The organism is Sulfurovum indicum (assembly GCF_014931715.1).
GTDB lineage: Bacteria > Campylobacterota > Campylobacteria > Campylobacterales > Sulfurovaceae > Sulfurovum > Sulfurovum indicum.
In genome coordinates this window covers 51202-63906 of record NZ_CP063164.1, presented here as the reverse complement: position 1 = coordinate 63906, position 12705 = coordinate 51202, and the positions used below count along the sequence as shown (strand labels likewise).

The following is a 12705-nucleotide window of genomic DNA, read 5'->3' as shown; positions in this document are numbered from 1 at the left end:
CTTTGGGCAATGCCGGCTTTGCCCTATGCGGCGTTACACTTTTTCGACTTAGCTACGGCTAGGTCTGTAAAGTGTGCCTTGCCTAGAACAAAGCCGGCAATGTTATGAGCATATGGGGTTATTAGAGGTGCCCTATAGTAAAAAAGTTAGGCTATCGGGGGTTTGATGATGCTCTCTTTGCAGGATAAAGTGTATTGTGGTATGTAATATGCAATGGTTTTCTTCTCAGCATGAACATCCACGGAGGGAAGCTCTGTACAGACAAGTGCAACAAAGTGGAACATATTATGTATTTGATGGATATTCGGACTTTTCTCTGATACAGTATAACTCTCCAAAGAGGAGGTCACACCGATCTTCTTGTTCTGATCGATCATTGTGAGTACTGTATCGTGTACGATAACAAAAGAGAGCATAAATACAACAAGAAATACTATTTTAGATCGCATTTATACTCCTTTCTTTTTAAGAATGAAGAACTTTATACTAAATTATCTTAAATCTAAATGAAAAAAATTATTATTTAGTATACTTTTTTATTACCGTGTATGCTCTCTTCTTACAGATGTATAAACACTTTGAAAAAATATCTCCTCCTTTTTCTCTTTTGGATCACAATAGCAGGTGCTTGCCTACTGAGTTCAAGTCTAAAGTATCACAAAGCCAGTTTGTATCCTACACCTCTTACATTTTTAATAGTTTCCGAACCTATAACCTTCCGTATATCCCTGATATGGCTTGATATGGTATGCATATCGCGAAAATCATCTTCATAGGCATAGTCGGCAATAGTATCAAAACTGACTACCTGTCCATTATACTTCATAATGATATAGAGGATCTCACTCTGTTTTTTGGACAGCTCCAACGGCTCTCCGTCTTTATATACGGATTTGGTATCAAAATCATAGACCAGGCCTCCGGGCAGTTCGATCCGTTCATGGGCACTGAAGCTGTTTTTGATATTATTGATTCTCAGTTCAAGTTCTTCAAGCTCAAAAGGTTTTTTCAGATAATCACTGCACCCCAGCTTAAACCCTTTGCTTATCTCCTCAATACCGACCATGGCACTGATAAAGATCAAAGGAGTTTCGATCTTTTTGTCTTTAATATAGGTAAGAAGCTCAAAGCCGTCAACATCCGGAACATTGATATCAAATATAAAAAAATCATATTCAAAGAGGTTGGCTTCGTCCAGAAGCACTCCACCGTCTCCATAACTGTCAACCTGATGCCCCTTGATAGTTAAAAACTTTTCTATATTCCTGCAAAGAACCTCTTCATCTTCCAAAAGTAAGATCTTCATCATTTCTCCTCATAATAAAGTATGAAACTTGTAATATGCTCGTTTGATTCCACATCAATGTCTATGTCATATTTGTCACATATCTTTCTTACGATGCTCAAACCTATACCAAGCCCCATAACCGAATGGTCTTCACGGTACAGCTTTTCAAAAAGCTTTTTGGGATCTTTGATCTTTTTGGAACTGTTCGAAACAGCCAGCCTGATCTTTTCCCCCGAAAGAGTGATCTCTATCTTTACAATACTCTCTTCATTTGCATACTTAATGGCATTGGACAACAGATTGTCCATCAGCCTTTCAAGTTCGGTAAGGTTTATCCTTATCATAGGAGATTCTATTTCAGATGTGATCTCACACTTGAGTCTTTTATACTTCATCTGGGGTTTGAACAGTTCAATTCTTTTGTTCAGGAAGGCTTCCAGGTCTATCCACTCGGGAGGGTATGACCGTACCTCTTTTTTAATGGCATAGTATATGTCTTCATAGATTGAGTGAAGTGACTGTACGGAAGATTTTATATTCTGAAGATGCTCGTTGTCACCCTGTTCAAGCTCTAAAAGAGAAAGCGAGCTTTTAATGAGCCCCAGCGGTGTATATATTTCATGAAACGATTCTCTGAGCAGAGTATTCATCTCTTCAAGCATATAGTGAAGCTTCAGATGGGTCTTGACCCTTGCTACAACCTCCAGGGTATTGAACGGTTTCGTAATATAGTCGACCCCTCCTACCTCAAAAGCTTTGACTTTGCTGTTGATATCATCAAGTGCGGACAGAAAAATAATCGGGGTACTGTTGGTCTCAGGTGATCTCTTCAGGATCTCGCAGACTTCAAAACCATCCATCTCCGGCATCATGATATCAAGCAGTATCAGATCAGGTACCCTTTCCCTGATCATCCCGATCGCCTCACGGCCCGATTCGACACACGCTACCTCAGCATCTGTATCCATCAGTATCACTCTCAATACTTCAAGATTGTAAGGAGTGTCATCGATAGCCATGATATAGGGTTTCTTTTCCACATTCTCATCCTCTAACATCTTTTTCCTTGAATATTACTATACCATAAATATCCGCTATAAAAGCATTAACACCTCTTCACTGTCTACAAATACTCTGTCTGCCAGCCTTTTTTGCCTTTCCACATATCTTCCATGCATCTGCCTGACAAACCTTTTTATCATTTTCATATTTTCTTCTACTGTGATACTCCGCTCTCTCAGATCACGCAATATCCTTCTTTGAAGCCTTATCTCTTCCTCTGTATCAAGATATACTTTCAAACTGCACATATCTCTTATTTTTTTTTCATAAAAGGCATATAATCCTTCAATGATCAGAAGTTTGACATTGGATCTGTCATGAATGATACTGCTCTTCTTGGTAACATAGTCATAGGAGCGTTTTACAATGCTTCCTGTGTCCAGGAACTCCTGTATATCCCCGTACAGTAGATCTGTATCGAATGCATCAGGATGATCATAGTTGTCAAACCTCTCTTCATTCTCATTTTTGTAGTAGTCATCCATAGAGACAACTTCAACATTTATATCAAAACGCTGACTATATGAATGTTTCATTGCTCTGGATACGGTAGTTTTCCCCGATCCGCTTCCGCCTGCAACGGCTATAATCATCTATTATCCTTCATAAAAAATCAACTTTTCAGACAAATACCCTCATGTACAACACTCTCTCTTTTGACCATGTCATAAATGGTTGATTCAAAGAGTGCTTTCTCTTTCAGATATACGTTCGTCGCCAAGTGTATATTTTTGCCGATGTGACTGTTATCGATAACAGAACCTCTCTTAAGAAGAGAACCGCTGTTAATGACACTGTCCCTGATCTCAACATCTTTTTCAATAATACAGTTATCTCCGATCACCACAGCCCCTGACAGTTTTGCAGATTTGTGGATATAGACGTTTTTCCCTATCTGTATATGCTTAAACTTGCCATACCCTACAGTAGAGCTGTACTTTAACGGTTCCTGAATCAATGCCCGTTCCAACTTCAGGAAGCTGTCAAGATCTTTGATAGTCCTGTATTCACCGCTGTCAAGGAATACACCAAGCCCCCTATAGGTATTCTCTGTATACTCTATGTTTTTGGAAGGATGCAGGTAGACTACTGCAACACCGTAAAGGGTCTCAAGCATATCGATCTTTTCACTCGCTACTCCTTCCGACTCTGTATAGATATAAAGTTTTTCAATCCCTTTGAACCTTGCCCACTCCAGCCAGTACTGTATGATCTCCTTGCCTGCAATACTCATCGCTTCGGGATGAAGTACCGGCTCTGTCCAAATTGACTCATAGTCTGTTTTATCAAGCATAATACAAAGGTTCATTTTCGCCTCCATATACATTGTTGACAGGTTCCATTATATTGTAGAGTTTGTCTGCCTGAAAGATTTCAAGCATGATCGCCGGCTGAGCATGAAGACCTGTCAGGTTGATCTCACATGCATACTCAACACTCATAACATATACTTCTTTGAGTATCTTGACCGTATTCGCATCGATATGTGTTGTCTCTCTGAAATTAAATGTAAATCTATATGTACGGTTCATATCTTCTTTCATCATTTTTTTCAGCAGCTCAAGATCACTACCCTCCATTGAACCGATAAAGTGGTATTCCACATGTCCGTCTTTATACTCTCTTAATATCTTCAACATCTTTGTTATCCTTATATGTTTTTTTGTATTCTATACAAGATGTTTGCAGAAAGATTGTAAAAATCTGCTCACTTGATCAATAGGCACCCTTTTGTGCAAGTACTGCAGGAATCGTTGCGAACAAAATCTTGATATCGGTCCATAACGAACGGGTAGAGATATACTTTTTATCCAAATCTACCTGCTGCTTAAATGGTATCTCGCTTCGCCCTGATACCTGCCAGTAACAGGTGATCCCCGGAACGATATGGAGTCGTTTAAGATCTTCACTGCTGTACTCTGCTACCTCCGAAGGTACCGGTGGACGTGGTCCTACCAGGCTCATATCTCCCTTCAGCACATTAAACAGCTGCGGCAGCTCGTCGATACTCCACTTGCGTATAAACTTGCCTACTTTTGTAATACGCGGGTCATCTTTCATCTTGAAGATCACACCGTCTTTGGATTCGTTTGCTGCTGCAAGCTCTTTTTTCAGTGCTTCTGCATTCTGGACCATCGAACGGAATTTATACATAGAGAATACTTTTCCATCCCTTCCTACCCTTTTTTGGGAGAACAGGACAGGTCCTCTGCTCTCAGCCTTGATAAGCATTGCTACAGTTAACATGACCGGCGAAAGCAGAAGTATCGCTATTGATGCTACAATAATATCTACCGCCCGTTTGAAATAGGGATAGACACGGTGTGTCACCAAAGAGAGATCAGGAATGAACGTTAGTCTTTTTTCTCCGGCTACCGTCTCATAGTATCTTCTCATTCTTTCACGTTTTTGTTTTTTATGCCATAGGTAGGTACGTACCAAAAAGAGTGGGTTGCCCACAAGATAACGTCTCCACATCCTTTTAGGCTCCTGAAGAAGACGGTATATCCATTCCAGCCCGATCTCTCTCATCCATATCGGTGCTCTGGAAACACTCTCCGAATAGAAGTCAAACAGTCCTCCAACTCCCATAACAACAGGTGCACAGAGCTTATCTGAATGAGTATCGATCCACTCCTCCTGTAACGGTGCACCCTTGGCTACAAGTACTATGTCCGCTTTAGAATGGTTGATCATATTGATCACTTCATTGTCATGAAGATCATAACCGTTCGCAGTACCTACGATCTGTAAACCAGGGAATCTTTTCAGTACTTTTTCTTTCATCTGGTCTGCTACACCTTCCTTTGCACCGTAAAGAAATATCTTCAAGCCCTCTTTTTCCGCCATTTTGCAGATAAACGGGAACATATCTGTACCGTTTATATTCTGTCTGATCGGCATATTCATCATATTACAGGCTATCTTGATACCGCTGCCGTCAGGAAAAACATAAGGTGTTCTATTCAATATGTTTTTTAAAGCCGCATGTTCATACGTTTTATTCAACGTATCTGCATTGATAAAATAGATATTGCTCTTTTCTCTGCTTTTGGCTTTTGCCTCTATAATCGCAACCGCATCACTCATAGTGGTGTTCATAAATCTTACACCCATCAGGTTTAGACGAGGCAGATATACGCTTCTGCCGGATGAAAGCAGCAGTGCTGCTGCATAACGTACGATCAACTTGATATCATACATCACACTGCTGTGCTGAAGGTATTCCATATCTGTCTTATCAACACCAAGATGATCGATACCGCTCAGAGTACGAAGTCCATGCAGAGAAATAAGTCCGGGCAGAGTACCTTCATGCGGTTTGCCCTCATAAAGGTCTGTTCCTGCAAGAGATATCTTTCTTTGCAGTATCGATCTTCCCAGAGGCAAATATCGGACAGGTTTGAAGTCGGTATTGAAAACCAACAGTTCCATTCCGTGACTGTTTTTCAAAGGAGCATAAAGCTCTGTTTTTTTCAGTACCGATATCAGTACCATAAAAGGGAGAATACACAGGTAAAGCAGATAGAGCAGTATGCCAAACGACATATCCATAGCTGATTTCCCGGGATTATTCTTTACTGTATTGCAAAATTCTTTCATAATTGTTCTCCTTATTTTTGACAGTATCGCACAGCATGTTGCATTTAGTTTGCAGAATCTGCACTTTTTTGAATGATCCTTGCATGTTCATCCCAATTGAACTTTTTTACCTGTTCAAATCCGAGCTCACGCATTCTGTTTCTGAGAGCAGTGCTTTTGAGAACAGTTTGAAGCACCTGGGCAATACTCTCAGGCGAGTTCGGATCAAAATAGGCTGCTGCCTCTCCGCCTACCTCCGGAAGAGAAGATGTAAATGATGCTGCAACTGGTGTACCGCTTGCCATCGCTTCAACTACAGGAATACCGAACCCTTCATAAAATGAAGGGAATACAAAAAGTGATGCCTGACTGTAATACATCGGCAGTTCATCATTCGGAACATACCCCAGAAACTTTATACGATCCCGGTCAGGAGAGTTCTCTGCATAGGCATGTACGATTTCCGCACCGTTCCAGTCACTGCCTATAAGACACAGATCATACTCTTCCTTATAGCGTTCAGGCAGTTTTTCATATGCCTTGATAAGATTAAGATGGTTTTTGCCGGGATGTTCTATTCTCGCTACATAAAGCATATATGGCTTTTTTAGCCTTAATACTGTTTCGTCTCTTTTCAGATCGGGTGAAAAATTTTCTGTGTTTACACCATTATAGTTTACAACAAGTTCATTCTTGTTCATCCCGTAATGCAGAACCATATCATTTGCTGTATTCTCACTTACCGTGAATATCCTGTCTGCCCTTTTCAGAAAAAAAGGAATGACATGTTTGATATAGAACATACGGAACATATCATACTTCTTTGTAACATTGAACTGGGACAGATCATGCATAGTTACCAGCGTTTTAACGGGATAAAAAGCCATCAGACGGCGGTTCCCTGCCGGAAGAAGCATCCATTCATAAGCATTCTTATTGATCGTGAACGGCAGTATCAAAAGATGCCACAGCATATTGAAGAGAGGCTTTTTCAAGTAGCGGGGGACTACTCTGAAAGTGATATTGTCAGAAATCCCCTTGAAAAAGTCCACTTCATCCTCATTAACGATAAGCTCGATATTCATGGTTTTACCTAATGCTTTAACAACATTTTCTATATAGTTAGCGATACCGGACTTCCCTTGATCATATGCCAATGCACTTATCAATATCTTTTTCATACTGTTTCCTTATTAAATTCACCGCTATTGTAAAATAAAAGTATGCATTTTGTTTGCAGAGCTCTATGTTTGATGGTATAATCCTGGGATATTATATATTTTAAGGGAGAGCAATGCATACAGAGACACTTAAGTTCATCAATGGAAACTGGAAAATAAAGACAGAAGGCCCTTCTCTCTCAAAAGATGCGGATATTGTCTTTACATTTGGCGAGAGAGAAGAGTTCAAAGATCCCGAGTCCTATAGCAAACTGAGATCTCTTTATCCCAATGCACACATTATCGGATGCAGCTCCAGCGGCAATGTGCTCAATGACAGTGTCAGTGATGCACCCATGGTGGCAACCGCAGTCTCTTTTGATTCAGGAAGTGTAAAGATATCGGTAGAGGACTTTAGTGACAAAGACGACCTGAAGGAGTTGAGTCACCGTATCGTATCAAAGTTACCCAAAGAAGGGCTGAAGCATATTTTCATCCTCTCTGACGGTTTGAGTATGAATGGTTCATTTTTGGCAGAAGGTGCCAATGAAGCTGCAGACAACAACATTTCCATCACCGGTGGTCTTGCGGGTGACGGAACAGCTTTTGAGGAGACATGGGTCATTGCCGATGAAGCAGCAAAACAGAACAGGGTAGTAGCAGTAGGTTTCTACGGAGAGACTGTCTCGGTTGAGAGTGGATGTTTTGCCGGCTGGGATGAATTTGGAATACTCAGAAAGATCACCCGTTCCAAAAACAATATCGTTTATGAAATAGACGGACTGCCGGCACTGGAGCTCTATAAGAAATACCTTGGTGAATATGCAGATGAACTGCCAGGAAGCGGACTTCGCTTTCCCTTCAGCATCAAAAAAGATGCAGACTCAAACCCTGTGATCCGTACTATACTTGCAGTAGATGAGGAGACGCAGTCACTTGTTTTTGCAGGTGACGTTCCGGAAGGATACCTGGCCCGTCTTATGAAAACAGATACTGACGGACTGATAGATGGTGCTGAAAGTGCGGCAAAACGCATAGACAAAACCAATACCAAGAGTGCCCTGGGACTTGTCATCAGCTGTGTCGGAAGACGGCTTGTACTCAAACAGCTTACTGATGAGGAGCTTGAAAGCATTGCTGACACACTGGGAGAGAATGTACAGCTGGTAGGGTTCTACTCTTACGGTGAACTTGCACCATTTTCAGACAAACTGATGTCCTGTCAGCTACACAACCAGACAATGACACTGACTGTGATCTATGAGGGGTAAGAGTATGAACCGTCTTTTGAAACGTCAACTGAAACATGTATACGGCAAAGAGTTTGACATCAATATGTTTGATGAAAAAATGCGTCAACTGCTTCAACGCATTGATGAGGCTTATGAAGAGAATGATAAAGAAAAACGTCGGTTGGACCACATTATCCAACTAAACTCAGAAGAGTTGATGCAAGCCTACACGACAATTGAAGAACATAATATCTCACTGAAGGACGAGGTCTATGAAAAAAATATGCTTCTGCAGCAGTATAAAGATGCTATCGATGCAACACTCATCGTCTCCAAAACAGATCCAAAGGGTATTATCACCTATGTAAACGACATCTTCTGCAAATTAAGCGGATACAGCAGAGAAGAACTTCTCGGACACTCCCACAGCATCATTCGTTCTCCGGATATGAAAGCAGAGTTTTTTACAGATATGTGGGAGACCATCCAACAGAAAAAGATATGGCACGGCATTATAAAGAACCGGGCCAAGAACGGAGAGTCTTACTATGTGGATGCGACGATCTTCCCTCTGGTAAGTACCAAAGGCGAAATACTGGAGTATATTGCCATCAGGCACGACATCACTGCACGTATCCTGACCGAAAAAAAACTTGAAAGAGAGCACAGATACAGCCAGTATCTTTTTAATGAACAGGAGAATATCGTCCTCATCATTGATGAACACAAAGGTGTACTCAATGCCAACCGGAATTTCCTGGAGATACAGGGATACACATCACTTGATGACTACAAAAAAAGACACCACTGCGTATGTGAACTTTTTGTAGAAAAAGAGGGTTACCTTCATCCGAAAACCTCCCGTCACTGGACACGAGAAGTACTTGAACACCCTGAAAAACAGCATAAAGCCATCATGACCAATAAAAATGGTGAGGACCGTATCTATACCGTCAGGGTCAAACAGATCAATTTTGACGAAAATGACCTGATCATTGCAAGCTTTACCGACATCAGCGAACTGGAACTTGCACGCAAGCTTGCCGAAGATTCCGAAAAGGCAAAAACACAGTTCATGGCAAATGTCAGTCACGAGATACGTACTCCTATGAACGGAATCGTCGGTTTTACAAAACTTCTTCTCAATACAAAACTGAACACCAAACAGAGACAATATGTCGATATTATCGAGAACTCAACACATACATTACTGGAGATCATCAATGATGTTCTTGATTTCTCAAAGATCAAAAGCGGTCATTTGGTACTGGATCTGCTGGATATCAATCCGTTTATTGAGCTTCGAAATGCAATTACGATCTTCTCTTCAAAGGCAAGAGAAAAGAACATCTCGTTCCAGGTCAATATAGACTCATCAATCAAGGAGTGCATCAAGGTAGACAAACTCAGAATAACACAAATACTTGGGAATCTCATCAGCAATGCCATCAAGTTCACTCCCGAAGGCGGTGTGATCAGCGTTGACCTCTCCCATCACTCGATGGTTGGTGACAAAGAGGTTATCCTGTTCAGTGTCAGTGATACCGGTATCGGTATCCCCGCTGATAGAATCGATAAGATATTCCACTCATTCATCCAGGCAGATACCAGTACAACCCGTAATTTCGGAGGTACGGGTCTGGGACTAAGCATCAGTGCCTCACTGTGTGACCTGATGGGAACCAAACTTGAGGTTGAAAGTGTCGAAGGAAAAGGAAGCCGCTTTTTCTTCAAGCTTGAAGCAGAAGTATGCGATTCGATCAAAACACTGGCCAAACAGGTTCAGAATCCGCCTATTTTTGTCCTGCGCCATGAGAAAAAGATCTTTCATGATGTCATACACCAACTTAACAACTTCGGCGTGATCTACAGAGCATTGACGTTTGAAGAACTTATTTCAGAAGTGGATGACGAAGATCACCTGGTCATCTCATTTAATTACAGGCAATACAAACCTCTATCCACAATAGCCAAAAAAATCATATTGATCGATGACTCTCCGGAGGCACAGGAGTTAGCCAAAAAAGAACTTGATATTTTCCATATAAGCTCATTTGAAGAGTGCCCTTCCGAACTCTATAATGCAATTTTGGAACAGAATCTCATGCGCCATGTCAATGTGGAAAATACGAATAAAATACAGTTTGACCTTTCCGTACTTGTGGCAGAAGATTATGAAACAAACCGTATACTTATTGAAGAGATGCTTCAAAATTACGGTATTGCTGCAGACTTCGCACTTAACGGCTTTGAAGCAGTAGAAAAGACGCTTCACAAAACCTACGACATTATCTTCATGGATATCAATATGCCCGTAATGAACGGGGTTGATGCAACAAGGAATATACGTGAGCGTAACATCGATACACCGGTCATTGCACTGACTGCCAATGCACTTGAGGGAGACAAAGAGTATTATCTTTCACAAGGTATGAACGGATACATCAGCAAGCCTATCGATATTGAAGAGCTTTATGCGATACTCGAAGAGTTTGCAGGGAAAAAGAATATCACTGATCTGAAAACCATAGAAGAGAAGAAACAAGAACAGCAGGAAGATAAAATAGAGCAGCAGCAGGAAGAGATCATCCATGCTATCATGGAATCCAAAGAACGCATGCACTTTTCCGTTTCTATCATGCGAAGACTTTTTGAAAGCTTTTTAACCAGTGCTTATACTGACGTGGAGGATCTCGTAGCTGCCGCGGAAAAAAACGATATTGCTCTCATTAAAATAAAAGCACACGGGATCAGAGGCAGTGCCATGTCGTTGAACTTCACCGAGATCGGAGAGATGTGCCGTCTTTTGGAATTCGGAGAAAAGATAGAGCAGAAGATCGACTATCTCTCCCTTGCAATGGAACTAAAAGAGAAGATAATGGATATCTACAATATCAAAAACAGCATCCTGGCAAAACTGGCAGAGCTCGACTAGCTTAACATGAAACATACAAAGGGGAGGAGGAAACACCTTCTTCCTTCTTTAGGAGGAACTGCTCCTTTTTGCCTCTGAAATCAGTGCATTGACCTTCTCTTTATATATTTCTACCGAGGTTTCATCCGAAGCTTCAAACCTGGTTACCAGTACAGGTGTTGTATTGCTGGCACGTACCAGCCCCCATCCCTTTTCAAAATTTATACGCACACCATCTACATCAATGATATTTTCAATAGCCGGAAAATCAGCAGGTGGGTTTTGAAGTAACTCTTTTATTCTGTCAATGACAGCAAATTTTTCTTTCTCTGTTGTCTCCACTTTGATCTCTTCTGTTGAGAAGAGATGTGGTAAAGCCTCTATCTCTTTATCGATGTCAATTCCATCAGCGATAAGTTCTATCATTCTAAGTGTAGCGTAGATCGCATCATCATATCCAAAATAACGGTGTTTAAAGAAGATGTGTCCACTTACTTCACATGCCAGGTCCGCATCTGTCTCCTTCATCTTTACCTTGAGGTTGGAGTGCCCCGTTTTATACATAATGGCTTTGGCACCGCGACGTTCAAGCTCATCATACATGACCTGCGAACACTTTACTTCACCAATGACCGTGGGGCTTTCCATCTTCATTGCATACAAAAGTGCCATCTGATCACCTTTAATATTGTATTTTCGGGTCAAAACAGCGATCCTGTCTGCATCTCCGTCATAGGCAAAGGCAATATCACCCCTCCTGTTCAGAAGCTGCCTGATATCCAGAAGGTTCTCCTCGACAGAAGGGTCCGGATGATGATTGGGAAAGTTTCCGTCCGGTTCGAGATACAACCCTTCATAATCAAACTCCAGGGCATCAAAAATATCACCGATAACTGTACCCGCTACACCGTTTCCTCCATCAAGAATGATCTTTTTCGAAAAGCCTTTCAGATGTGAAAACGAATCAACCATATAGTTTATATATTGTGTTCTTGTATCTATGGGTATCCGTGCTGTATTATCCGGAATATCTATTGTTTCATTGGCGATGACCTCATCACCCAAAGCATAGATCTCTTCACCGAAGAACGGACTTTTGTCAAGTGTTATCTTGAAACCGTTATACTCTGCAGGATTGTGTGACCCGGTGATCATAATTGAAGCATTGACAGGCATTTTAACATTGACAGGAGATACATAGTTTGAAAAGTAATTCACCGGCGTTGCCACCATGCCCATGTCAAGTACTGTACAGCCTGCATGATTAAGACCGGAGGTTAAATAGTCTCTTAATACCGGAGAGTGTATTCTTGCATCATAACCGACAGCAACTGTACCTCCCAGTTTTCTGATCTTCCGACCAAGGAAATATCCGATCAGCTTAACGCTTTTTTCATTCAGTTCTTCTTCAAAAACACCACGAATATCATACTCTCTAAAAATCGTTCTCATTATCTTTTCCCTTTT

11 protein-coding genes are annotated in these 12705 nt (G+C 41.2%); 2 read left to right on the top strand and 9 right to left on the bottom strand.

Features of this window, described 5'->3' with window-relative positions:
- Positions 1–146 precede the first annotated feature (146 nt).
- From IMZ28_RS00280 to IMZ28_RS00245, 8 genes are all read right to left on the bottom strand, one after another.
- Entirely contained in the window at positions 147–449 is a 303-nt protein-coding gene (locus tag IMZ28_RS00280; RefSeq protein ID WP_197548670.1) for a hypothetical protein, read from the bottom strand.
- 206 nt (positions 450–655) lie between these two features.
- A complete protein-coding gene (locus IMZ28_RS00275) occupies positions 656–1306 on the bottom strand; it encodes a response regulator transcription factor (protein WP_197548669.1) in 651 nt (216 codons plus the stop codon).
- Positions 1306–2346: a hybrid sensor histidine kinase/response regulator gene (locus tag IMZ28_RS00270; protein ID WP_197548668.1), complete on the bottom strand. Its 1041-nt coding sequence runs from the start codon at positions 2344–2346 to the stop codon at positions 1306–1308. The genes IMZ28_RS00275 and IMZ28_RS00270 overlap by 1 nt, the downstream gene beginning before the upstream one ends.
- A 36-nt stretch (positions 2347–2382) precedes the next feature.
- A complete protein-coding gene (locus IMZ28_RS00265; RefSeq protein WP_197548667.1) occupies positions 2383–2943 on the bottom strand; it encodes a uridine kinase family protein in 561 nt (186 codons plus the stop codon).
- A 20-nt stretch (positions 2944–2963) separates the two neighbouring features.
- The gene (locus tag IMZ28_RS00260) at positions 2964–3659 is read right to left on the bottom strand and encodes an LbetaH domain-containing protein (protein WP_197548666.1); all 696 of its coding nucleotides are present in this window, start codon (positions 3657–3659) and stop codon (positions 2964–2966) included.
- Positions 3637–3990 carry a hypothetical protein gene (locus IMZ28_RS00255; protein WP_197548665.1) on the bottom strand — a complete coding sequence of 118 codons (354 nt, stop codon included), beginning with the start codon at positions 3988–3990 and terminating at the stop codon, positions 3637–3639. The genes IMZ28_RS00260 and IMZ28_RS00255 overlap by 23 nt, the downstream gene beginning before the upstream one ends.
- A 76-nt stretch (positions 3991–4066) precedes the next feature.
- On the bottom strand, positions 4067–5953 hold the full coding sequence (locus tag IMZ28_RS00250) for an exopolysaccharide biosynthesis polyprenyl glycosylphosphotransferase (RefSeq protein ID WP_197548664.1): 1887 nt from the start codon (positions 5951–5953) through the stop codon (positions 4067–4069).
- Positions 5954–5997: 44 nt separating this feature from the next.
- Entirely contained in the window at positions 5998–7113 is a 1116-nt protein-coding gene (locus tag IMZ28_RS00245) for a glycosyltransferase family 4 protein (RefSeq protein WP_197548663.1), read from the bottom strand.
- 113 nt (positions 7114–7226) lie between these two features.
- On the opposite strand from IMZ28_RS00245, the gene IMZ28_RS00240 reads away from it, so the two are divergent.
- Complete coding sequence (locus IMZ28_RS00240) at positions 7227–8363, top strand: FIST signal transduction protein (protein WP_197548662.1); 1137 nt, start codon at positions 7227–7229, stop codon at positions 8361–8363.
- Between the two features lie 4 nt (positions 8364–8367).
- Entirely contained in the window at positions 8368–11259 is a 2892-nt protein-coding gene (locus IMZ28_RS00235; protein WP_197548661.1) for a response regulator, read from the top strand.
- Positions 11260–11307: 48 nt separating this feature from the next.
- On the opposite strand, the gene IMZ28_RS00230 is transcribed toward IMZ28_RS00235, so the two are convergent.
- On the bottom strand, positions 11308–12690 hold the full coding sequence (locus IMZ28_RS00230; RefSeq protein ID WP_197548660.1) for a phosphomannomutase/phosphoglucomutase: 1383 nt from the start codon (positions 12688–12690) through the stop codon (positions 11308–11310).
- Positions 12691–12705 lie beyond the last annotated feature (15 nt).

Bases quoted from the DNA above. Each gene is read 5' to 3' on its own strand.
- IMZ28_RS00255 (WP_197548665.1), bottom strand. From the start codon at position 3,990: ATGTTGAAGATATTAAGAGAGTATAAAGACGGACATGTGGAATACCAC.
- IMZ28_RS00280 (WP_197548670.1), bottom strand. From the start codon at position 449: ATGCGATCTAAAATAGTATTTCTTGTTGTATTTATGCTCTCTTTTGTT.
- IMZ28_RS00240 (WP_197548662.1), top strand. From the start codon at position 7,227: ATGCATACAGAGACACTTAAGTTCATCAATGGAAACTGGAAAATAAAG.
- IMZ28_RS00270 (WP_197548668.1), bottom strand. From the start codon at position 2,346: ATGTTAGAGGATGAGAATGTGGAAAAGAAACCCTATATCATGGCTATC.
- IMZ28_RS00275 (WP_197548669.1), bottom strand. From the start codon at position 1,306: ATGAAGATCTTACTTTTGGAAGATGAAGAGGTTCTTTGCAGGAATATA.
- IMZ28_RS00245 (WP_197548663.1), bottom strand. From the start codon at position 7,113: ATGAAAAAGATATTGATAAGTGCATTGGCATATGATCAAGGGAAGTCC.
- IMZ28_RS00250 (WP_197548664.1), bottom strand. From the start codon at position 5,953: ATGAAAGAATTTTGCAATACAGTAAAGAATAATCCCGGGAAATCAGCT.
- IMZ28_RS00230 (WP_197548660.1), bottom strand. From the start codon at position 12,690: ATGAGAACGATTTTTAGAGAGTATGATATTCGTGGTGTTTTTGAAGAA.
- IMZ28_RS00235 (WP_197548661.1), top strand. From the start codon at position 8,368: ATGAACCGTCTTTTGAAACGTCAACTGAAACATGTATACGGCAAAGAG.
- IMZ28_RS00265 (WP_197548667.1), bottom strand. From the start codon at position 2,943: ATGATTATAGCCGTTGCAGGCGGAAGCGGATCGGGGAAAACTACCGTA.
- IMZ28_RS00260 (WP_197548666.1), bottom strand. From the start codon at position 3,659: ATGAACCTTTGTATTATGCTTGATAAAACAGACTATGAGTCAATTTGG.